This is a genomic window from Pseudoalteromonas sp. OF5H-5, from assembly GCF_021530695.1.
In the GTDB taxonomy this organism is placed as follows: Bacteria; Pseudomonadota; Gammaproteobacteria; order Enterobacterales; family Alteromonadaceae; genus Pseudoalteromonas.
The window spans coordinates 388,523-415,043 of sequence record NZ_JAKGBF010000002.1; the positions used below are offsets into that span (position 1 = coordinate 388,523).

Genomic DNA, 26,521 nt, shown 5'->3' on the forward strand with positions numbered 1-26,521 from the left:
CCATGAATGAGTTAATTAAAGAAGCTCTGAAATCCGGCGTCCTGTTATTCTGTAAAGATGGGAAGCTCGGCTATCGACTCACCGGCGATTCATTTCCTGATGCGTTAAAACAAAAAATCAGTGCAAACAAGCAAGCATTGATCGAGCACCTTAGTGAGACGATCAGCCCCGCCAAACGTCCTGCAATACGCAAGCTTGAACGAAGTCAGGAAGACTATGTCCTGTCATTTTCTCAGCAACGCTTCTGGTTTATTGATCAGATGTCCGGTGGCAGTGCTCATTACAATATGCCATTAGCGATGGATGTGGTGGGTTCACTGGACAGACAACTCGCTCAGCAGGTACTGAATCATCTGGTGCAGCAACATGAAATCTTACGAACCACTTACCATGAAGGTGATGGCCAGGGAGCTCAGCGGGTTCTGACTGAATTTAAAGCGACGATACAGGAACACGACCTCACGCATTTGTCCCAGTCGGAAAAAGACAACATTGCCAACCGATTAATTCAGGAAGACGCCGTCAGCCCTTTTAACTTGAGCCAGCAAATTCCATTACGTGTCAGTTATCTTAAGTTATCAGAGCAGCAGGGAGTTCTGTTGTTCAATATGCATCACATTGCCAGCGACGGCTGGTCCATTAATCTGTTTATTCAATGGTTCTGTGATGAGTATAAAACGCGATTGCAAGGCAAGTCCTCCACATTACCTGAACCCTCCATTCAATATCTGGATTACGCTCAATGGCAACGCAACTGGTTTGCTGAGGGGGCTCTGGAGCAACAACTGGACTACTGGCAACAGCAACTGGAAGGCATTCCAGCGGTTCATGGCCTGCCTCTGGATTATCCTCGTCCGGCTCAGTCAGGACATGAAGGTGCTCGACATGCGATCCAGCTGGGTAATGACATAATCTTGCCACTGCAGCAACTCGCTCAGCAGTATCAATGTTCCTTGTTTGTCGTCTTGCAAACATTATATGCCGTCCTGTTGGCCCGCCACGGAGATAACAAAGATATCGTAATGGGCACGCCCGTTGCGAATCGCTCACACAGCGAACTGAATGATACTTTAGGCTGTTTTGTGAATACGCTGGTCTTGCGTTCAAAGATTAATACACAAGAATCTTTTTCAGAGTTGCTGGAGCGTAATAAAAAACTTCATCAACAGGCACTGGCACATGCAGATGTACCTTTTGAATGTGTTGTAGAGAAGCTCAACCCTCAACGCAGCGCTGGCTACTCGCCGATTTTCCAGCTTTTAATAACACTGGAAAAAGGTGAAGAATCCGCACTTACCTTGCCCGGTGTTGCAATGACGCTGCGTCAGTCAGCTCATAAGCATGCGCAGTTTGAGCTGATGCTTAATATGTGTCTAAGCTCAAAAGGTCTGCATTGCGAATTCGAATACAACACGGCTTTGTTTAAAGCAGAAACCATTGAGCGACTGGCTCAACGATGGTCAATGCTACTGCAAGAGTTAAATGGGAAAGTGGAGCAACCTATTGCATCGATTCCATTGTTGCCTGCCAGCGAACATGCTTTACTTCAACAATGGTTGAACGGACGCAATCAGGCGTTTGACAGTGAACTCTGTGTGCATCAGGTTTTTGAACGCACAGCCGCGCAACAACCCGATGCTGTGGCGGTGGTATTTGAACAAAGTTCATTAACTTATCAGGCACTGAATGAGCAAGCCAATCAGCTTGCACGCTGGCTTATCGGCGAAGGTGTCACTCCTGGATCTACAGTTGCTCTGGCCCTTGAGCGTTCACTGGACATGGTGGTTGCTATTTACGCCGTGGTTAAAGCGGGTGCGGCTTACCTGCCCATTGATCCTGCTCAACCATTACAACGTCAGCTCGATATTCTGCAAGATGCAGAGTCCAAAGCCATTCTTACTCAATCAGCATTTGTACAAAACTATTCAACGCTTAACGTGACTTGTGTTGATTTGCAGACTGAACGCCCATTTGCGGATAAAGCGACTCACAACCTCGCAGACAATGAAGTTGCCTATGCGCCAGAACAACTGGCGTATGTCATTTACACATCAGGCTCTACGGGTAAGCCCAAAGGCGTTCTGTGTCATCATGCCGGATTGCATAATCGAATTGACTGGATGCAACGGGAATACTCGCTGAGTCAAAAAGACGTCGTATTGCAAAAAACGCCTTATACCTTTGATGTTTCGGTCTGGGAATTTTTCTGGCCACTCATGACGGGCGCGACCTTGGTGGTTGCCAGACCAGAAGGGCACAAAGACCCACTTTATCTGCAGCAGCTTATTCAACAACATCAGATCAGCAGCTTACATTTTGTGCCCTCCATGTTGTCGTTGTTTCTGTCGTCAGCAAACATTGGCGAGTGTAACTCATTGCGCCAGGTGTTCTGTAGTGGTGAAGCCTTATCTGCAGATATTCAGCAGGCATTTTTTGCACAAACAGAAAATACTGAACTACATAATTTGTATGGCCCAACCGAAGCTGCTATTGACGTGACTTACTGGGCCTGTGAGCGTGACTCAAAAGACGCTCTGGTTCCCATTGGACGAGCTATTCAGAATACTGAACTGATGATTGTGGATGAACAGCTAAACCCGGTCCCTGTTGGCGTTAGTGGTGAACTGTTACTGGGCGGTATGGGGGTCGCCTATGGCTATCTCAATCGTGCGGAACTCACCGCTGAAAAATTTATTCCACACCCATTCAAGCCGCAACAAACACTCTATCGCACTGGCGATATTGTACGCTGCCTTGATCAGGGTGTACTGGAATACATGGGGCGCAGTGATCATCAGGTAAAACTGCGCGGCTTAAGAATTGAACTGGGTGAGATAGAAGCAGCCATTAATGACATCGCAAATCTTAAAGATGCTGTTGTTGTCTTGTATGAAAAGAAATTGGATGAAAAGACTCTGCAACAAAACAGCCCGAATGATCAAAGGTTAGTTGCCTACTTTACTTCAGATCAGGTAATTGAGCCGAGTGCGATCAAGCAAACGCTCGCGCAAAGCTTGCCAGAATATATGATCCCTGCAGCCTACATGAAGCTGGATGCGATCCCACTTACCGCTAATGGCAAAGTCGATCGCAAAGCACTACCTGAACCTGATGATACCTCCGTTGAACGCTCTGTTTATGCTGCCCCTGAAGGTGAAGTCGAAGAACTACTGGCAAAAATATGGGTAGAGCTCCTGTCAACCGAAACGATAAGTCGACATGACAACTTCTTTAATCTAGGCGGACACTCGCTGCTAATTACCCAGTGTATCCTTAAATTAAATGCTGCCGGGTTAACGACCGACGTAGCACAGGTATTCTCAACGCCAGTGCTTTGTGAACTGGCAGCGACAATAAAAACTCAGTCTATCCCCGCAACCATCGATGTTCCGGCTAATCGTATTACACCGGAATGCACTGTCATCACACCAGAAGATTTGCCGATGGTTGCTTTGTCACAGGAGCATATTGATCTATTAATTGCCAGCATACCTGGTGGTGTCAGTAATATTCAGGATATCTATCCATTAACACCGATGCAGGAAGGTATTTTATTCCATCATCAACTGGATGAAGAAGCGGACCCTTATATTACAACCTTGCTCTATCGTTTAGCGGATAAGTCATCCTTAACGCTCTTAAGCGATCTGCTAGAGTCCGCGCTGTTACGTCATGATGTGCTACGTACTTCTATTCATTGGCAACACTTGCCTCAACCGGTTCAAGTTGTCTGGCGTGATGCACAACTTCCCATCGAGTACCAACAGCTTCCAGAGTCTACCGACCTTAACCAGTGGATTGAACAACAGAAAGACACAGGTCTGTACCATATGAACCTGCAGGTCGCGCCTCTTGTACAGCTGCAAATCTTCGAGTGTCGTTCGGAAGCGGTTGTTAAGCTTCATATTCATCACCTGATTCACGATAACCTGTCGTTGCAACAACTGGAAGAAGATATGATGGCGCTGCTTATGCAGCACAAAGAAGGGACAAGGATTGAACGGGAAGCGTCAGCGCCTTTCCGTAATTTTGTCGCGCATGCACTGAACGAAAGTGCCTCTCAACATCACCAAGATTACTTTAATACTCAGTTGAAAGATGTGGAAGAGGTAACCGCACCGTTTGGTTTAGCTGACACTTTATCGGATGCCGCTGATCATATTGACGCACATAGTGTCATCGATGGTGTTGCCGCGTCGAACATTCGACGAGCAGCACACATTCTGAAGGTATCCAACGCCACTTTGTTCCATATGGTCTGGGCATTAATCATCGGTCGCAGCAGCGGTAGTTCTGATGTTGTGATAGGAACTGTTATGTCTGGTCGTCAGGCAGCACTAGAGGGTATCGAGAGCATGTTTGGTATGTTTATCAATACATTGCCTTTACGCCTGAACTACTCATCAATGAATCTTGAGCAAGCGGCACAACATACTCACAGTCAGCTTATTGAATTAATGCAACATGAACTGATATCGCTGTCTGATGTGCAAGCCAGTAGTGCACTGGATAATGGCACTCCATTATTCAGCGCCATGCTCAATTACCGTCATAGTTTGGAGGGAGATACCAGTAGCCTTCATCAATGGGAAAAACACTTATCGCTCAGACCCATTGAAGTTCAGGAGCGTTCAAGCTTTCCCTTCGCCATGTCCATTGATGAGTCGGCTGAACATTTCGAGTTAACCACTCATATTCATCGCAAAGTATCGGCACAACGTATCATGGAGTATGTGGTTACCGCACTGGAAAATCTGTGCTCGAAGGTAATCAATCAGAAAGCTGAAAGTCCTGTACATGAGCTGAATATACTGCCTCATCATGAGCAGGAGCTTCTGTTTAATACTTTCAACAAAACCGAACTCTCAGTAGATTCTACTTTGTGTATTCAACAGCGTCTGGAACACTTTGCCTTACAACAACCCGAGTCTCTGGCATTGATCGACGGCAATGTGTCTCTAACATATCGAGAACTCAACACTAAAGCGAATCAGCTCGCTCACTATCTTGTCGCTGCTGGAGTTAAACCAGATTCGCTGGTGGGGTTACATTTACCTCGTTCCATCGATGCATTGATTGCACTCTGGGGAATTATTAAAGCAGGCGCAGGATACCTGCCTCTGGATCCTTCACAACCAGCTGCACGCCTGCAAGATATTTTATCGGTTGCCAGTCCAGAATATATTATCGGGCATTCCGATTCGGCAACGCTGCCACAGTCATCTCTGTTACTGCTCGATAAATTGCGCGATTTACTGGCTTCACAACCAACGGAAAACCTTGCTCCAGAGCAGATAGGCCTGAATGCCACTCACCTTGCTTACGTAATTTTTACTTCTGGTTCTACCGGAAAACCCAAAGGAGTCATGATAGAACACCGCAATCTGGTTAATCTTTCTGCGGCGCTGGAAAAATCTTATCAGTACTCCACTGAAGACAGAGTTCTCCAATTTGCAGCGCTGTCTTTTGATATGTCTGTCGAAGAAGTATTTGGCGCTTTGTGTAATGGCGCCACTCTGGTTTTACGTAATGATGATTGCATCGCCAGCGTTAATGATTTCTTCAGGTTTTGTTCACAACATCAACTCACTGCACTGAACTTACCCACGGCTTTCTGGCATCAGATGGTCGATGAGACGGAGCAGGTCATTCCTTCCTGCATTCGACAAATCAGTGTAGGAGGGGAAGCACTCAGCCCGGAAAAAGTGACTCAATGGTTCCAGCGTGACGGACATCGTCCACGGCTGGTGAATGCTTATGGGCCAACAGAGTGCACGGTAAACGTCTGTATCGACGAAGACATGCTTAACGACAATCGCAGCATTGGCAAACCCATTGCCAACTATCAGGTCTATGTACTGGATAATCAGCATCAGCCAGTACCTTTAGGCGCCGTAGGAGAGCTATATGTGGGTGGAGCAGGGGTTGCCCGTGGTTACCTGAATCGCCCAGACCTTACTGCAGAGCGATTTATTGCTCATCCTCTGGTGTCCGGCGAACGACTCTATGCTACTGGTGATCTGGTTGCCTTTAATGATGATGGCAGTGTTGTTTACCTTGGTCGTAACGACGATCAGGTAAAAGTAAGAGGTTATCGTATCGAACTGAGCGAAGTAGAAGCCGGCTTGAATCGTTTGTCCATGGTGCGCCTGGCGAAAGTAAAAGTCTTTAAAAGCGCAAATGGTGATCAGCGTTTAGCGGGCTACTTGCAGTTACACGCTTCTACAACAGCGGAAAAAACTGAGGCTGTAACAGACGCGGAGATTCGAACAGAGCTGGAAACTCAGTTGCCAGGTTACATGATACCGGATGCATTTTTGTTCCTGGAGGCATTCCCTTTAACTCCAAATGGAAAAATTGACGCGAAAGCGCTGCCAGATGCACATCTGCTTCACGACGAAGAGTATGTCGCTCCAGAAAGCCAGCAAGAAATCTTACTTGCGAACATCTGGAGTGAAATCTTCCAACAGGAAAAAGTGTCTCGCCACGCTCACTTTTTTCAGTTGGGTGGCCACTCTTTGCTCATTATGAAAATGATTGCTCGACTGCAAAGCGCGGGTTGGTCGCTGGCCGTTCGAAAAGTGTTTGACGCGCCTCAGTTGAGTGCGATGGCAACAAATCTCATAAAAACAGAAGCCAAGGAATCAAGTGCTTCTATCTATCAACCATTGCCTTATGGTTTAACATCACTGAAGCCTGAGGATATTAAACTGACGTCCCTGACTCAGGACGATATTGATGTCATCGTTGAACAGGTGCCAGGTGGAGTTGAAAACATTCAGGACATCTTCCCACTAGCACCCTTACAGGAAGGAATTCTGTTTCACCATATGCTGAGTGACGGGTCTGATACTTACGTTACGCCTATGGCTTACCGATTTAAGCACCCGGCAAAGCTGGACACATTTGTCACGGCGTTTAAACAACTGGTAGTAAGACACGATGCATTACGCACGGCCATTTTATGGAACAATCTTTCACAGCCTGTTCAGGTAGTTTGTCGAGAGGCAACACTGGAAGTAAATGAACACTGGTTGCAATCCGATCAAAGTGACGATGCCCAGTTAGCCAACTGGATGTCTGCGGATAAACAGTGGCTTAACATTCAACAGGCTCCTTTACTTAAATTAACCATACTGCGCAAGCCTGCTTCAGAAGAATGCTACCTGATTGTTCAGGAACATCATCTGATTTCGGATCATGTGTCACTGGAAATTTTGCAGGATGATCTGATTGAGCTGCTGAATGGTTCAGGTGCAACCTTACCAGAGCCTGCTCAATATGGTGCATTTATTACAGCCACTCAGCATCAACAGAACACACAGGCGGCAGAAGAGTTTTTTGCAGAAAAACTGGCAGGCGTGAGCGAAGTCACAGCACCTTATGGCATTGCTGACAATCAGGCCGACTCAAGTCTGCAAAAAGAACGTCAACAACTACTGGACAGCGAGTTATCCGAAGCCATTCGAATGCAGGCTCGTCGACTCGATGTAAGTCCAGCGGCCATTTTCCATCTTGCCTGGGCTTTTAACCTTGCCCTTTGGAGTGGACGTCAGGATGTGGTAACAGGAACCGTTGTATCTGGACGAATGCAGGCGATAGAAGGGATGGATCGCATGGTAGGGTTGTTTATCAATACATTACCCCTACGCCTGAATTTACAGGAGCAGTTACAGGAACAATCACTGGAGCAACTGGTCCTTCGTGTTCAACAGGAACTGGTGGAGCTGATGGCGTATGAACATATTCCAACATCAGTGGCAGAGCGTTGCAGTGAACTCCCCGCAGGTTCTCCGCTGTTTAATGCTCTGATAAATTACCGTCACTCCGAAGACGAGCAGGCCGGAAGCCACAGTGCACAGCGTTGGCAAGCAACGGACATTGAGCTGCTCGGAATTTATGATCGAACGAACTATCCCTTTACATTATCGATAGATGATCTGGGCGACGTATTTAATCTGACAGCACAAATTCACCAGCAAGCTGACATCGAAGTCGTTCTGCAACATATTATCAACAGTCTGACTCAGATTACTCAAGGTCTGGCTGCTGAGAACAACGTGACCGCTAATACTGTTGTTATTACATCAACAGAAGAACGCGCTGCATTACAACAGCGACTGTCTGGCGTGACAACCCCGATATCCAGTGAAAATCTGGCACAGATCTTCGAGCGTCAGGTACAACTGACACCGGATCACATAGCCGTTGTTGATAGCGACAAGGAATTGTCCTACACACAACTGAATCAACGAGCGAATCAGCTGGCTCATTACCTGCGCGAGCAGGGCGTGAAAACCGATGATGCTGTGGGCCTGTTTATTGAACCCGGTTGTGAATTGATTGTTGCTCTTATGGCAATTCTGAAAGCAGGTGCAGGTTATGTCCCTCTGGATACAGCGCTTCCTACCCAACGTCTTCAGATGATCATTGAAGATCTCGGTGCAGCCTTTATTATTTGCAGCGAACAACAATCGCCAAAGCTGAAAAGTCATTCCGACTCGGCTTTAATCCTCAACGATGAAATGCGAACCGCTTTGCTACAACAGCCTGTCGCGGATTTATGTATTCCCGTTTCCGCAGAGCACCTGGGCTATGTTCTTTACACTTCTGGCTCAACCGGAAAACCCAAAGCCATAGCTATGCAACAGGGACCTCTATTGAATCTGTTGCAAGCAGCGGTACTTGATCAGCCACTCATCGCTGGACCTGACAAACGATTGCAATTTTCGTCCATTGGTTTTGATATGAGTTTCGAAGATATTTTCTTTGCTTTGCAAAGTGGCGGATCGATTCACATGATCTCCATCGAGATGCGCAAGGATATCAGCTTATTAACGCCATGGGTTGCACAACAGAAACTCACTGCATTGAACTTGCCTTATGCCGCTCTGCAGGCGATGGCGGATTACAGTAATGCAGAAAACATTCATTTACCCTGTTTACGTCATATTCTTTCTACTGCGGAGCGACTTAAGATCAGTCCTGCTATTCGTCGATTCTTCGAGCGTCATTCTGATTGCCGACTGACCAATCACTATGGCCCGGCAGAAACTCATGTAGTCACGGCTTATACAATGCCCGTAGATGTTGCTCAATGGCAGGAGCTTCCTCCCATTGGTCATCCACTGGCCAACGTTGAATGCCGTATTCTGGATCAACATCAACAAGTGGTTCCCGCTGGAATTACCGGTGAACTGTACCTTGGTGCTCACTGTGTATCCCGAGGTTATCTGAATCAGCCACAGTTAACGCAAAATAAATTTATTCACTTAACGAGTGACAACGCAACTCAGCGCTACTATCGCACGGGTGATCAAGTACGACTAACTGCGGACGACACCATTGAGTACATAGGTCGTGAAGATGATCTGGTTAAAGTCCGAGGATTCCGTATCGAGCTGAGTGAAATCGAAGCCTGCCTGTTGCAACTCGAAGGTGTGAGCGGTGCAGTGGTGTTAGTTCCTCAGGATGAGTCAGGTCAACAGAGACTGGTCGCCTACATTGAAGCTGAGTCAGGATTAGATAAAGACCAGGCTCAGGCACACCTCAAACAGTGGTTACCTGATTACATGGTGCCTCAGAGTTACATGATACTCGAGCGCTTCCCGATTAATGTCAATGGCAAGGTTGATCGCTCAGCCTTACCTGATCCCGTTGTTCAATCTCACTTTGAAGCCCCTCAAACAATAATGGAATCTTCTCTGGCAGATTGTTGGAAAGGGATATTAAGCGTTAGTGATATTAGCCGACATGACAGTTTCTTCGAACTGGGTGGACATTCTTTGTTAGCGACGCGAGTGAAAACTCAGTTAAGCCAGCAGCTCTCACTGGATATTCCAGTCAGCAAGATTTTCGAGTTACCAAGGCTTATTGATCTTGCGGCCTGGCTCGATCAACAGCAACTCATAATACAGACCCAGGCACTGCACGCAGCGCAAGATGACGAAAGTCTTGAAGAGCTGGAGTGGTAAATGATGACAACCAAAATCAACAACGATATCAATACAATGAATTCTATGACAGAGCTAAAAACATTTCTTGAGCAACTACTAGCTCAAAACGTGGCCGTTTATGTCGATAACGGAAAATTAAAAACTCGCGGGGAAAAGGGCGCACTAACAGCTCAACAGATTGAATTTATTAAGCAGCATAAAGAAGCGCTGATAGATTTTCTGCAACAGGAACACTTTGGTATTGAGCAACAGGATAAGCATATCCCTGCGCTGAATGCGACTGAAGCGCCTCTGACCCCCGCCCAGCAACGGCTCTGGTTCCTCGACAAAATGGAAGCTGGTAGTCTGGGATATCACCTGCCTTATTGCATGAAAGTGAAAGGGGACTTTGACCTTCACGCTGCCGAGAAAGCCCTGAATCAGATCCTTCAACGTCATCATGCCTTGCGAACCTGTTTTCTTGAACGCGATGGCAGTGTCGTTCAAAAGTTACAGGAATCTGCAAGCTTGACATTGCAAGTGTCCGATCACAGTGCTCTAGAGAAGGAACAACAGGAAAAAGCATTGCCTCAACAGATGCAAGCCATTGTTGATGCTCCTTTTGATCTGGCTTCAGATACCATGTTAAGGGCTCACTTTATTCACCTTGGCAACAATGAAGGTGTCATGGTGTTTGTGCTGCATCACATTGCTGCGGATGCCTGGTCTATTAATCTGCTAGTGGATGAGTTTGCTACTTTATACAAAGCTGAAGTTCAACACTCTTCAGCGTTAGTATCTCCGCTAACCCTTCAATATATGGACTACGCAAGCTGGTTACAAACCGACAAACAGCAACAACGTCTGCAACAGCAACTGGAATACTGGCAGCAACAGCTGGCCCATTGCCCTGAAGTTCATCATCTACCTTTGGATAATCCGCGCAAGAAAAACAGTGATAAGACCGCTGGTAGTTATGAACTCAATCTGCCAACGTCTGTGTTAACAGGATTGAAGTCTATAGCCCAAAGAACCGACACAACTTTGTTCATGGTGCTTCACAGTCTGTTTTCATTGTTGGTTGCACGTCAGAGTCAGCAGCAGGACATCGTCATTGGAACCCCGGTAGCAGGTCGTACTCAGGAACAACTGGAATCCATCATCGGTTTCTTTGTTAATACACTGGCGTTACGTCTTAACTGCGATCTGAATACCTCAATTACAGAGTTTCTGAGACAGGTTAGAAACGTTAACCTGAATGCACAAAAACATCAGGACGTTCCCTTTGATCGCGTTGTCGAAGTATTGCAACCAGAACGTAGCCAGCTTTACACACCGGTTATCCAGATTATGCTGGCGCTACACACTCTGGACTCCGAAAGTCTGCAACTGGAAAATATTGAGTTTACCCCCATTGAACCTGATACCAGCTCTGCACAACTGGAGCTCACTCTGGATGTACGTGAAAGTAAGGACCATCTGGCACTGCATTTTGAATATGATGCCACTTTGTTTGATGCTGAGAACATTAAAAATCTGGCGGCACGATTTTCCTGTCTGGCTGAGTCTCTGGCGACGGCAGAGGATTTGTCAGTCTCTATTGGTGAACTGTCATGGTTACCGGATAGCGAGCATACGTTTTTAACATCGACACTGGATAAGTGTGACTTATCATGGACAACTGATGGATGCATTCATCACCTGATTGAGCAGCAAGCACAAAAAACACCGGATCGAACGGCGCTTGTGGACGGCGAAGTAGAAGTTAGCTACCAACAACTCGACCAACGTGCAAACTCATTAGCAATTACCCTGCAAGAGAAAGGCATACAGCCTGAGCAGCGTGTCGCTCTGTGGATGGATCGTTCCATTCATGCTGTCGTTGCTATTCTGGCCGTCTTTAAAGCGGGCGCGGCTTATGTACCACTGGATAAAACCTTGCCGACCAGTCGCAACCAGTATGTGGTCGAAGACAGTGGTGCAGTCCTTTTATTGAGCGATGATAAGCAGACACCTGATTTTGGTATAACGACGATTGACATTATGGACGCAGCTGCCCAGTCAACGAACAAAACGATGTCGCCAGTAAAAGTGTCCTCTGATCAACTGGCTTACATTGTTTATACCTCTGGTACGACCGGACAACCGAAAGGTGTTATGGTCGAGCATCGGGGAATGATCGCCCGATGGGAAGGCTGGCAAAAGGCCTTTGGAATTACTGATGACCGTCTCTGTATTTTGCAGATGGCAGGCATAGGTGTTGATATTTTTCTTGGCGATATGGTTAAAAGTTTAAGTGTCGGAGGCAAGCTGGTTATCTGTCCTAAAGATACCTTACTGTCAGCCACTGACACACTGGCTTTAATTAACCAGCACCAGGTAAATTTTGGTGACTTTGTTCCAGCGGTACTGCGCAATCTTCTGGACGAAGCGAGCAAAAATGAAAGTGCATTAACTAGCTTGCGCTGGTTACTGATTGGCTCTGAAGCCTGGCATGGACGAGATCTCAAGCGCTTGCAAAAAACGTTACACCCCGAAGCTCGTTGCTACAATATTTATGGACAGACAGAGTCAATTATTGATGCCTGTTTTTATGATGCAACAGCTCAGGATCTGGCTGCCGATAGAATTATTCCCATAGGCATACCATTGCAACATACCCATGTGCTACTGCTTGACGAATGGGGACAACCAGTCCCTGTGGGCGTGGTGGGAGAAATCACTATTGCCGGACCTGGCTTGGCTCGGGGTTATTGTCAGAAACCAGAATTAACCGCAAGCAAATTCACTTCAATAGAGTGTAATGGCAAGTCATTACGAATTTATCGCACCGGCGATCAAGGTCGTCTGCTTGCTGACGGACAGCTGGAATTTGTTGGCCGTCAGGATGAACAAATTAAAATTCGTGGTTTTCGTATTGAGCTGGCGGAAGTTGAAGCTGGACTGCGACACCTGGAATCCATCAAAGGTGTGGTCGTCAATGTTCATGAGACAGTATCAGGAGAAAAGCAACTGGTCGCTTATCTGGAGACATCGGAGTCTTTTAACCCTGATGCTTTACGCCATGAACTGGCTGAGTCCCTGCCACACTACATGATTCCTGCTGCGTTTATAGCCGTAGACGCGTTTCCACTCACAGTGACAGGAAAAGTTGATCGTCGTGCGCTGCCTAAACCAGGCGCACAGGACTTCCAGAGCGAATATGTCGCACCAGCCAACGCAACAGAGCAAAAGCTCGCAACGCTCTGGGCAGAACTGTTAAACATTGATTCAAAACAGATTGGACGTCACAGTCATTTTTTTGCACTGGGTGGCCACTCTCTCTTGTGCGTGCGCATGCTGGCTGATGTTCAGGATGCTTTCGATGTGGATCTGCCACTCAAAACAATTTTCGAATACCCATCTCTAAGTGCTTTTGCAACACTCATCGATGATGCCGACCTCACATCGGATCATGACAAGCTGGTAGCAGTCGAGCGCCCACAACATATTCCATTATCTTTTTCACAACAACAATTGTGGCTAATCGATCAGATGGAGAAGGGAAGTCCGCAATACAACATGCCAATGGCTTTATCGTTAAAAGGCAATTTTAATTTAACCTTAGCAGAAAGCGTATTGCGCCAGATCATTGAACGCCACGAAGTATTACGCACGGTTTATTATCAGGAAGGCGAGCAAGGCTATCAAAAGATCATTAGTGACTTTGACTTTAATCTGAAGTCCGTCGACCTGACGACTCTCGATTCTTCCCAGCAACATCAGGCGGTCGAACGTTGGATGCAGCAGGATATTGAACAACCCTTCGATCTGAGTCGCGATGTCATGTTACGAGTTATGTACATAGCACTGGCAAAAGAACAAGGTGTACTGTTATTCAATATGCATCATATTGCTTCCGATGGTTGGTCCATGGCCGTTCTGATTCAGGAGTTTAAAACCCTGTATCAGGCAGCGCTAGCGGGTGAGAAAACAACTTTACCTGCTCTCGCTATCCAGTACGCAGACTATGCCATCGCTCAACGAGCCAGACAAAATCTGACGACAGAGGAGAATAGTCTGGCATTCTGGCTGCAACAGCTACAGGGAACACCGACACTACACTCACTGCCACTGGATCATGCTCGGCCATTACAGCGCGATTATCAGGGCGTACAGCATAATTTTACGCTGGATAAGACGATCACACAGCGACTGCAAACGTTAGCACAGGAACTGGATGTGACTTTGTTTGCATTACTACATGCCAGCTTAAGCATTTTACTGGCGCGTATTGGAGAGTCTCAGGACATAGTGATTGGCGTACCAACCGCTAATCGAAGTAATAAAGCATTGCAGCCACTCATCGGTTACTTCGTTAACACTTTGGCATTACGAACACGAGTAGACAGTAATCTATCTGCACGAGATTTTATCCAACAGGTAATGGCGTTGAATGTTGATGCACAGTCTCATCAACAAACGCCCGTTCAGCAAGTTATAGAGGCGCTTAAGGTCCCTCGTAATCCTGCCTATAACCCTTTATTCCAGATCATGTTTTCTATGGATACCAATGAAGATGTTGATCTGGATCTGGATGGCGTTGAGTTAAGCTCTCTGGAATCGAACACTGCGTTTGCCCAGTTTGATTTAACACTGGACGCTTTCTTAGGTAATGACGATTCACTTCAATTCACATGGACTTACGACAAAGCCTTATTCACCAGCAACACCATTGAATACTGGGTTTCTCTCTGGCAAAACCTCATTCAGTCTCTGGTCAACAAGCCAGATGTTCCCGTCAATGAACTGACATTGTTTAACTCCGATCAAGTGGCTTCTTTACTGAGCACACATCCTTCAGTTATCAACCAGACTCAAAGCTGGCATGAAGCGGTAGTCAGGGGAGAAGAATACGCCCTGTCCACTGCAATTGTCTGTGGCGAAGCTTCAATAAGCTATTCCGAACTTCATACACATTCTGACATCATGGCACAAGCTCTGGTCAATAAAGGTGTAAAGCCCGGAGATGTGATTGGACTGTCATTGCCGAGCGGGATTCAATTCATGATCAGCATGTTAGCGGTTGCAAAAGCTGGTGCAGCTTTTCTTCCATTGGACCTGGCCCTGCCACAGGATCGTATCGACTATATGGTTCAGGACAGTCAAGCTCGTTATGTATTGACTCAACAAGAAGAACTCGCCAACGAACAATGGCTGTTGATAAACACCCTGAGCACAACAGGCAGCCTTGAACTGCCAGCCATTCAAGCTACTGATCTGGCCTATGTACTTTATACGTCGGGTTCAACGGGTAAGCCCAAAGGCGTAATGGTGTCGCACGGTGCATTAAGCTCGCACCTGACAGCCATTGTTGAGGAATTTAAAACCTCTCCCAATGACAACATCATGCAGATGACGTCCATTAGTTTTGATACCTTCCTGGAACAATCTCTGACAAGTCTGTGGAGCGGTGCCTGCTTGCACCTGATACCTGTGACACCAGATGTTCACCAGTTCTTTCACTATCTGCAATCTCATAACATTAGCATAACGGATCTTTCTCCCGGTTATATCAGCACCACCTTGAGTGATGAATGGCAACAGCACTGGCAATCACTGGCTTTACGCTGTGTTGTTGTGGGTGGTGAGGCCATGCCTGCGGAGCTGGTGAGGAACTGGTTTAACTTTGGTCCGAGTTCATCATGCGCTTTATATAATGCTTATGGTCCGACAGAGGCGATCATCACGAGCAGCTTGCAATGTATTGACAGCCATGATCAGGAGCGCGTGCGTATAGGTCAGGCAGTTGGTCAGCGTCAGTTGTTTGTTCTGGACGAGCAACAGCAACTCTGTCCTCAAGGCAGTGTTGGTGAACTTTATATCGGTGGAAATTGTCTGGCGACGGGATATATTCATCAGCCAGAACTCACCGCTCAGTCTTTTGTAAATATATCTATCGCTGATAAACCAGCAATGCGTTGTTATCGTACTGGAGATCGCGTGCGTCGATTAGCTGACGGCAGTCTGGAGTATATAGGTCGCAAAGATGAGCAAATCAGCATTCGCGGTTTCCGAATCGAACCGGGCGAAATAGAAAGTCGCTTAGCGGATCTGGATGCAGTGCAATCCTGTCTGGTCATGGTTCATCGTAACAACAATGATCAACCACAGTTAACGGCTTACGTTATTTTTAACAATAAGCAAAATGCTAGTGAAGAGTGGCAATCCGAACTGCGCTCACAGCTGGCGAATTACTTACCTTCCTATATGATTCCTGCGCAGTTTATGGCGCTTGAATACTGGCCCTTAACGATCAATGGAAAAATTGACAAGTCGGCCTTGCCACGTCCGCAATCACTCAACTCCGAACAGGAAGTTGTGCCTGCTGACACCCCCACTGAAACCTTACTGGTTAACCTGTGTTCCGACTTATTGAGTTTACCAGCAACAGGTATCAGCGTGGTTGCTAACCTGATTGAATTAGGCCTTCATTCTTTACTCGCCGTTCAACTGGTAACACGCCTGAGAGACGAACTAAGTATTGATCTGGAAATTGTAAAAGTTCTGGCTAGCCAGAACCTTCGTGAGCTGGCAGCCGTAATTGACAGTGAGCAGGTAAGACAACATTTAACGCAAACGCTGGATGCGAGTGCAGATGAAGAAATTGAAGAGGTAGAGCTGTAATGAAAGCCTTTCTGGAAGAACTTGCACTGGCAGGTGTCGAAGTTTCATTAAATGAAAACAAACTAAAGGTCAGGGCACAAAAAGGCAAGTTAAGCCCTGAGCTACTGGATAGAATCAAGCAGCAAAAGTCCCAGTTACAGGATTACCTGCAACAAATAGCGACAAAGGATGATACAGGTACAGATACTATCTTACCTCGTACAACAAAAGCCTCGCGTGTTAAAGCATCTTCAGCACAACAACGTCTATGGATGTTGGATCATATTGCCGGAGGCAGTGCAGAATACAATATGCCCATGGCTTTTCGTACACCGGCAATCTTCGATGTCGACATTGCAGAACAAGCTCTCCGTAAAGTTATAGAACGTCATGAAGTATTGCGCACTCGATTGAAAATGGAATCCGGTGTATTAATGCAGCTAATTGATGAGTCTTTCGATTTTCACATTAAAAGGCACCAAGTCAGCGGAGACAACTCACAAGCTCACATCGATCGCATAATTGCGGAAGACAGCGAAAAGATCTTCCAGCTAGATAGTGACCTGATGTTGCGCGCCTTGTGGGTTCGACAAACGCAAGAAAGTGGAATTTTATTCGTCAATATACACCATATAGCCACTGATGGCTGGTCGATGGGTATTTTGATGGACGAATTTTCATTCTATTATCAATCGATCAGTCAAGGTACGGTTGGTCAAGATAAGCACGATGAACTTGAACCATTAGCCATTCAGTATGCGGACTTTGCTGACTGGCAACAACAGTGGTTAACTCAGGAACTTCTGGATAAACAGACAGAGTATTGGCGCAAGCAACTGCATGAAGTACCCGATGTTCATCAGCTACCGCTGGATTTTCAGCGCCCGGCTCAACGCAGTGTCGAAGGAGGCATCCTGGCAAACACTCTGGATGTGACACTAACACAACAGGTATTAGGACTGGCTCAGAAACTTGATGTCACTCCCTTTGTATTTTTGCATGGGGTTCTGGCTTTGGTGTTGTCAAAGCACAGCCAACAGCAGGATATCGTTATCGGTACACCCGTTGCGAATCGAACCCGAAAAGAAATTGAAGGTTTAATCGGCTTTTTTGTTAACACACTGGTGTTAAGAGTTAATACGGATCAATCGACCGTTCGCGAATATTTCAACCATGTTAAGCAGGTAAATATTGGTGCACAAAGCCATCAGGATGTACCTTTTGAACAGCTGGTAGAGATCAGTCAGGTGTCCAGAAATCAAAGTTACACTTCTCTATTTCAGATCATGTTCAGCATGGATGTCGCTCATACCTCTGAGTCAACTCAAAACACCATACAGCTTGAACCTGTTAGTGATGAAAAGTTGATTAACAAGTTTGATCTGGATGTATCTGCTGCGATAGAAAATGACAAGCTATACCTCGAATGGATATACGATACCAGTTTATTTAACGCCAGTACGGTGGATCTGTTTGCGAATCATTTCGAACAATTGCTAAGAAGCCTCGTTAATGAATCGGACACTAGCCGTTTAAAAGAACTGAGTGTATTTTCCAGTGCCGAGCAAAGAGAAGTCTTACACACTCTTAACCAGACTTTTTCAGCCTACGACCAGAAGAAACTGGCACACCAGATTTTTGAGCAACAAGCTCAGGACAATCCTGAGAAGATTGCGTTACAAGATGGGGAGCTGTCATATACTTATGCTGAGTTGAACCAGAAGATTAACCAATATGCTCACTGGTTAGTTGAACAAGGTTGTCAACCGGAACAGCCAGTAGCGGTTTATTTGCCACGCAGCACTGACTCCATCATTGCATTGATGGCGATTCAGAAAGCGGGCGGAACCTACTTACCCATTGATATTGATTATCCGCAGGATAGGTTTGAATTTATTTTAAAGGATGCTCAGCCACAATGGGTTCTGACCCATTCCGATGCTCCTGCCATTACGACTCAAGGTCAATGGGAAGTCATTCAACTGGATAGACTGTCGGCTTTGGTAGAAGACTATCCACAAACCAATCCTGAATCATCAGTAAAGCCCGAGAACCTGTCGTATATCATGTACACATCAGGTTCTACTGGCCAGCCGAAAGGCGTCATGATCGAACACAGTCAGTTGATGCATTTTGTTCATGTCACCAGTGAAAACTATCAGATTTCAACCAGTGACAAAGTGTTGCAATTTGCCAGCTTTGCATTTGACATATCCATAGAAGAAATTTTTGGTTCTCTATGTCATGGAGCCACTCTGGTATTGAGAGATGAGCAATGTGCGCAGGACAGTCAGCATTTCTGGCGTTTCTGTCAGCAACAGGGAATTACTCTGGCAAGTCTTCCTACGGCTTTCTGGCATCAGCTTGTTGCTTCCGATCTGCCAGCATCATCGGGCGCACTGCGTTTAATGATTCTGGGTGGTGAAGCCGTCAAGTCATCATACGTACAACAGTGGTTTACTCATTGGGAAAACCCCGTTGCTTTGTACAATACCTACGGCCCCACAGAAGCGACCGTAACCGCTTGTGGTTACCTGACGCATGAAACCACCAATGACTCAATCATTCCCATCGGTAAAGCCAATCCCAATACGCAGCTTTATGTTCTGGATGCAGCGGGCAGCCCAGTTGCTAAAGGCATGGTAGGGGAGCTGTACATTGGAGGCCAGGGCGTTGCACGGGGATACCTGAATCAACCAGAACTCAGTACTGAAGCCTTTATAAATTTACCCATTGCAGAAACCCCCTTATACCGAAGTGGCGATCTGGTTCGCTACCGAGCCGATGGTCAGTTGATTTACATGGGTCGGAATGATCGTCAGGTTAAAATACGAGGTTACCGAGTCGAACTGGAAGAAGTCGCTGAAACGTTACTGACTTTAGCATCCATTCAACAAGCTCATGTTGTCGTACAAAGTGATGAAAAGGACAACAAACGACTGATTGCCTATGTGTGTGGACAGAGCTTGTCCATTGAAGACATCCACAAAGCCGCTCAACAGGCCATGCCCGAATACATGGTTCCCGCCGCTTTCGTAAAGCTGGACACACTACCCTTAACAACGAATGGCAAAGTGAATGAAAAAGCTCTGCCTGCTCCTGAAGCAAAAGATTTCGGTGGTGATGAATTTATCGCGCCTGAAACACACTCCGAACAGTCGCTGGCTTCCATATGGTGTGAGCTGTTAGGGCTGGAACGGGTCGGTCGTGACGACCATTTCTTTAAGCTGGGTGGTCATTCGTTACTGGCCATTCGTCTGGTGAGTGAAGTACGTTCAAAATTACAGCAGGAGCTGGACGTTAAAGCTGTTTTTAAAGATCCTCGTCTGTCCAGCGTTGCTCGTTTGCTGGAAACAGAACCACAACAAAACACCGATGATCTGGTACCGGTAAAACGTGACGGCGGGAAGTATCCATTATCCTTTTCGCAACAACGTTTATGGTTTATCGATAACATGGAAGAAGGAACGCCTGAATACAATATGCCTTTTGCTTTGCAGGTATCAGGAGCTTTTGACATCCGTGCGGCAGAACAGGCGTTGAATCACATTGTTCAACGTCATGAAATTTTACGTACCAGCTATCATAGTGATGAGCAGGGCGCATGGCAGAGCATTCATCACAATGTTCAGGTTGAGCTAAAGGTAATCGATCTTTCCACACTGGAATCTTCCGCACAGCAGGAAGCCATCGAACAGTGGCAACAAAGTGATAGCCATGCCGTGTTCGATTTATCAGAAGCCCCTTTGTTAAGAACTCATTATTTGCAGCAATCTGCAACTCAGGGCGTACTTCTGTTTAACATGCATCACATTGCTTCTGATGGTTGGTCCATTGGCATATTGTGCGAAGAGTTTATGGCTCTCTACCAATCTTTTGCAGTTGAAGTGACACCATCGACATCGATTCACTCAAGCATTACAGAATCAAGCATCTCTGAATCGCGCATAGCCGAACTACCGGTTCAATATCTGGATTACGCTGTCTGGCAACAAAAACACCTGCAAGGCGAAAGCTTGCAGCGTATGCAGGACTACTGGTTAACACAGCTTGCCGATCTACCTGTCGTTCATGATCTGCCTCTCGACTATCCTCGTACAGCAGAACCTGGTAACGACGGTGCCCACTATGACTTTACACTGGACAAAAAAGTCCTGACTCGATTGCGCCAACAGGCTCAACAAACGGACACCACTCTGTTCATGTTATTGCAAGGCGTCTTTGCGTTGCTACTGGGTAGAACAGGGCAGGCCACCGATATTGTTATGGGAACTCCAGTCGCCAATCGTCATCACTCGCACCTTGAGCCCCTCATCGGATTTTTTGTTAATACTCTGGTGTTAAGACTTCAATGTAACGGAGAGCAGTCACTCGCGGACTTTGTTGACCAGTTAAAACACGTTCATCAAGATGCACAAGCTCATCAGGAAATGCCTTTTGAATGGCTAGTCCAGCAGCTTCAACCAGAACGCAGCCGAGCTTATTCACCCTTGTTCCAGATTATGTTCTCAATGGACACACATTCCTCTCAGTCTTTTGCAATGGAAGGATTGCAAATTGATGAGCTGGAGGCCCAGAACATAACCACGCAGTTTGAGTTGACACTCGATGCCAGCGAAAGCGACGAAGGTCTGGAGTTTGTGTTTGAGTACAATCGTTCTCTGTTTGCTGAAGCAAGTATTGCTCGTATGGCTGAGGCATTCAAAACACTGATCTCCTCCTTGGCTTATGCGGAAGACTTTTCTAAACCTGTTGCTCATCTGAGCTGGGTTTCTGACACCGAAAAGCGCTTTTTACTGGAAACATTTAATCCAGAAGATATTGAGTACCCTGACCATCAGGGAATCCACCATCTGTTCGAACAACAAGCCGAAAAAACACCGGACGCTCTCGCAGTGACAGACGGTAACGTGCAAGTCACTTATAAAGAACTGCAACAAAAAATCGCTGTTGCCGCGCATCACCTTGTACAGCAGGATGTCAAGGCAGGAAACTTTGTCGCGTTACACATGGAACGACAACTGGAAGCGGTTGTCATGGTGCTGGCCATTATGAAAGCAGGTGCGGCTTATGTTCCTCTGGACACCGCATTACCTTCAGATCGTTTGACAATGATTCTGGAAAGCTGCACACCGGCTTTAATTATCAGTAATGAATACCTGAAAGATGTTGACACTGACATTCCCTGTAAGCTTGTGGCGGATTTTCTAACGCCTGTGGATCAACCCGCAACAATGGACCTGCCTTTATGCAAACAACAGCTGGCTTATATGGTGTATACCTCGGGCACGACAGGAAAACCGAAAGGTGTCATGGTGGAACATGAAGCCATGCTGGCTCGCGCAGAAGGCTGGTTTGAAACTTTTGCTTTGCGTGAACAGCCACCACAACTGTTACAAATGGCGGGGCTGGCCGTAGACATTTTTCTCGGTGATATTGTCAAAAGCTTAACCACCGGTGGCTCTCTGGTGTTATGTCGTAAAGAAGATCTGGTAGACAGCGCCCGTTTATTCCAGCTTATTCAACAACACAACATCAGCTTTGGCGACTTTGTGCCAGTAGTGCTGCGAAACCTGCTGGATTATGTTGAACAGCATCAACAAACGCTGCCTGGTTTGCGCCATATTCTGGTGGGTTCCGAAGCATGGTATGGACGCGACCTGTCTCGCTTGCAAGCCGTGATAGCACCACAAGCACGATGCTTTAACATCTACGGACAAACTGAGTCGGTTATTGATGTGAGTTACGGCGATGTTACTCAATCGCACCTTGCAGCCGATAGTGTTGTGCCAATAGGAACCCCACTGGCTAACACCAGATTATTTATTCTCGACGAACATAAACAACTGGTTCCCCGTGGTGTGGTGGGTGAACTGGCTGTTGGAGGGCCCGGCCTCGCACGAGGCTATCACCAGAATGAGAGCTTAACGAACGAAAAGTTCATTAATAATCATCTGACTCAATGCGGTGGGCGAATTTATCTGACGGGCGATCAGGCAAAACTGACCGAACAGGGGCAACTTGAATTTGTTGGCCGTAACGATGATCAGATAAAGCTACGTGGCTTCCGTATTGAGTTAAGTGAAATCACCGCACGCTTGCGCACACTGGATAACATCAGCAACGCGGTAGTTCGCGTCCATCAGCTGGATTCCGGCGAACGCCAGATAGTGGCGTATCTTCAAACGGCTCTGCGACTTGATCTGGAACAGGTTCGCGCTGAGCTAACGCAGTCGTTGCCGCACTATATGATTCCCGCAGCCTTTGTCTGCATGGAAGAGTTTCCAGTAAGTATAACGGGCAAAGTTGATAAAGCGCGTTTACCTGAACCGCAAATGGAAGATTATGCGCGTCAGGAATTTGAAGCCGCCAAAGGCGAGCAGGAGAACATCATAGCCAATGCATTCGCTGACATTCTGCAACTAAAGCAGGTCGGTCGTCATGATAATTTCTTTGCTCTGGGCGGTGATTCCATATTGATGGTGAGAGCAGTTACCCTATGCCAGAAACAAGGTTTAAGCGTTACCGTCAAAGACTTGTTATCTCATCAAACGCCAATGGCTTTATCCACGTATATTCAAAGCCAGGCAGCAAGTAAGACACTATGCGAATCCAGCACTGATACTGATTATATTGCTTTTTCTCTGCTAACCGATGAAGAGCGCCAAAGTTTGACAAAAGAAGCGGGTATTGAAGACGCTTATCCTTTATCAAACCTGCAGCTTGGTTCCATATACCATCAACTAAAAGATCAAAGTTATCATATTGTTGAACACTATCCGGTTGAAGAAAACTGGAACGAAACGGCTTTCAGAACATCCTTCGAAAATCTGCTACAACGACACGAAGTGTTACGCGCCAGCTATCGATTTACCGCCACAGGTGCCATACAGGTTGTCAAAAAAGCAGTCGATCTGCCCATCACCGTTCATCACTGGGAAACATCCAGTGAGGATGAGTTTGAATTAAAGCTGGAACGCTGGCTAGAGCAGGAAGAAGAGGCCTTTTTCGACGCAAATGATCTTATGTGGCGCGTTCACGCCTTTGTGCATCCTTCAGGCCACTTTGTGATCGGGTTTTCACACCAGCATGCCATTCTGGATGGTTGGAGCGTTGCTAATCTGAAAGTTGAGTTTATGGAAAACTATCAGGCGACGAGTGCAGGTGAGAAGCCAGCAATTCAACCAGCTTGTCCGCCATTTGGGGCTTATATTGCCGCAGAACGTAAAGCTGTAAAAAACAAGGATACCGAAGCTTACTGGCGAAAAGTGGTTCATGATGCACCATTACCACACTGGACTGGCAAAGACGCTCATGAGCATTTCGCACAACGACTGGATGTTTCTCATCTAGCTAAAGATCTGGAAGCACTTGCCGTTCAGCTTAAACTTCCCGTCAGAACACTGATACTGGCTGTACATTGTTTCGTTTTAGCCAAAGTGAATGGTACTGACAGCGCAGTGTCTTCTGTTGTCAGTCATGGTCGTCTGGAAATCGAGCATTCTGATTCTGCTCTGGGACTCTTTTTGAATACACCTCCGTTGCATATAGGCGCTGCTGATCAAAGCTGGCGAACCTGGATCAAGCAGACAGAGCAACAACTTAACGAACACTGGGCACATCGACACTATCCCGTGGCTCTGATGCAGGAAAAACTTGAGCGCGATTTTTCAGGTGCTTTGTTCAACTATGTAAACTTCCATGTAGCCGATCAACTACAACCGGTTGAGGCAAGCAGCTCTTCTAATGTTTCCAGTTCTTCCAATGTTATTAGCTCTTCAAATATTTACGAGACAGCTGACGTAGAACATGAACGAGTGGATTATGGATTTGACTTCGAATGTCACCACAGTCCAGCTCATGGTTCACTCGTATTACAACTGGCTTTAACCAGTAGTCACTTTACGGCCCAACAATGCCGAGATGTACTGGGGTACTATGCCACGGCCATTCAGTCATTGCTGAGTTCTCAGGACCACCTGCTGACTCATCAGGATTATCTGTCACCCGCGCTTTTGAATCAGCTGAAAAACTGGGGGAACAATCTCTCATCGCCGATGACGAACCAGACCTTACCGGATCTTTTTGCTCAAAGTGTTGCGATTAATAAAGGGCAGTCTCTCGCTCTAAAAGGTGACTGGGGTCATATGACTTATGAGCAGTTGGATATAGCCTCTAACCATCTCGCGCATGAAATGTCATTAATGGGAGTGCAAGCTAATACAGTACTGGGTTTGTATTTTACCGGAGGTGCCGAATCCATTATTGCCATTCTGTCTGCCATCAAACTTCAGGCTACCTTTGTTCCCTTGGCCGTTGAACACCCTGTAGAACGTTTACATCAGATGATACAGGATGCGAACATCGAGTGGGTTCTGACACGAGGCCAAGATGAGCTTGCGGCAAGAAAGCTGGACTTACCCTTGATCGCTGTTCCTTCAACAAGCATTAATAGCGACGATCAAAAGGACGCACTGCCGTTTGTGTCAAACGCACTGCCAGCAACCGAGCTGGTAAGCTACATCATGTATACCTCGGGTTCCACGGGATTGCCTAAGGGAATTCGAGTCAGTGCAGATAATCTATTGAGCTATCATCAGGCAGCGACAAGCGCCTATGAGCTGCAAGCACCAGCGACCGTCTTACAAATAGCGAATATGGGTTTTGACATATTCATTGAAGAATTGATGTTATCCATATTCTCTGGTGGTTGCCTGGTTATTGATGAGACAAAACAGCTTGTTGATCTGTCTGGTTTACCCCAGCTAATTCAGCAACAAAACATCTCACTGTTATCTATGCCAACGGCTTTGTGGCATGAATGGACACAGTTACTCAAATCACATGACACTCTCAAGTTACATGACAGTCTCGAAGGTTTAACTCACTGTATAGTCGGGGGCGAAGCCATGCAAAGAGATGCCTTGCAACAGTGGCAAGTTATCCTTGGCAATTCTGTTCGACTGCTCAATACCTATGGGCCAACAGAAACAACCGTCGTTGCTGCAATCATGGATGTAAGCGAATGGAAAGCCGAAGGAGAAAGTAGCATTCCACTCGGCAAGCCCTTGTCGAATTGTGAGATTTACTTAATGGATGACTCCGGTGAACCTGTTGCTCCGGGAGCCATTGGTGAAATCGTGATTGGGGGTCAGGCTGTGACTCCCGGTTACATTAATCGATCCGACCAACAAGCCGCGCACTTTATTCAAGCACCGAACTGGCTTTCTACAGACACTCGTCTTTACAGAACCGGTGATCAGGCTTTCTGGAATGCACAAGGCGAGCTGATTTATTGTGGTCGTAATGATGCTCAGATAAAAATTCGTGGTTACCGAATCGAAACTGCCGAAATAGAACTGAGCCTTTCACAATTACCACAGGTGTCCAGTGCCATCGTTGGTATTGTTAATCAGGGATCTGCTCATCCTCAACTGGCCGCATGGTTAGTTCCTTCAGAGTCTGTTGATAAAAGCTCATGGGTGGCAAGCGTCCAGCACGAGCTTAAAAAACAATTACCAGAGTACATGGTGCCTGAGAGGTTTGCGGTTGTGTCGTCGTTACCTCTGAATAACAACGGTAAAGTCGATGTAAAAGCCTTGCCTGAAGCAGAACCTCTTAGCCATAGCAGAAAGATCGCCTTACCTCGAACGGAAGTTGAAACCCTTTTGCGTAGCAGCTGTGCCAAGTTGCTTAACCTGAGTGATGACAAGATCAGCATGGAAGATTCGTTTCTTGGCCTTGGTGGTCACTCCTTAACACTGCTACGCCTGTTGCACTTAATACAGCAACACTTTGAAGTAGACGTCAGTGTCAGTGAAGCTCTGACCGCAAAGGACTTACGTGAACTGGCTTTTGTGGTGGACAAAAAGAGTTTGCAACATACTTTGGTCATTACAGCAACCGATGATGCAATCAGTGACGAAGGCTGGCTCTAAGCC

General features: G+C 46.5%; 3 protein-coding genes. All 3 read left to right on the forward strand.

Translation table 11 applies throughout. The features are described from left to right. Nucleotides 1-2: 2 nt before the first annotated feature. From L1271_RS04520 to L1271_RS04530, 3 genes are read left to right on the forward strand one after another with little or no spacing between them, the layout of a single operon-like run. Nucleotides 3-9,974, forward strand: coding sequence for a non-ribosomal peptide synthetase (locus L1271_RS04520; protein WP_235366920.1), 9,972 nt, complete (start codon nucleotides 3-5; stop codon nucleotides 9,972-9,974). After that, the gene (locus L1271_RS04525; protein ID WP_235366922.1) at nucleotides 9,975-16,601 is read left to right on the forward strand and encodes a non-ribosomal peptide synthetase; all 6,627 of its coding nucleotides are present in this window, start codon (nucleotides 9,975-9,977) and stop codon (nucleotides 16,599-16,601) included. Then, on the forward strand, nucleotides 16,601-26,518 hold the full coding sequence (locus L1271_RS04530; RefSeq protein WP_235366926.1) for a non-ribosomal peptide synthetase: 9,918 nt from the start codon (nucleotides 16,601-16,603) through the stop codon (nucleotides 26,516-26,518). The genes L1271_RS04525 and L1271_RS04530 overlap by 1 nt, the downstream gene beginning before the upstream one ends. The last annotated feature ends 3 nt before the right edge of the window (nucleotides 26,519-26,521 follow it).

Excerpts from the sequence above, each read along its gene's own strand:
- L1271_RS04520 (WP_235366920.1), top strand. The coding sequence starts at position 3 with ATGAATGAGTTAATTAAAGAAGCTCTGAAATCCGGCGTCCTGTTATTC.
- L1271_RS04525 (WP_235366922.1), top strand. The coding sequence starts at position 9,975 with ATGATGACAACCAAAATCAACAACGATATCAATACAATGAATTCTATG.
- L1271_RS04530 (WP_235366926.1), top strand. The coding sequence starts at position 16,601 with ATGAAAGCCTTTCTGGAAGAACTTGCACTGGCAGGTGTCGAAGTTTCA.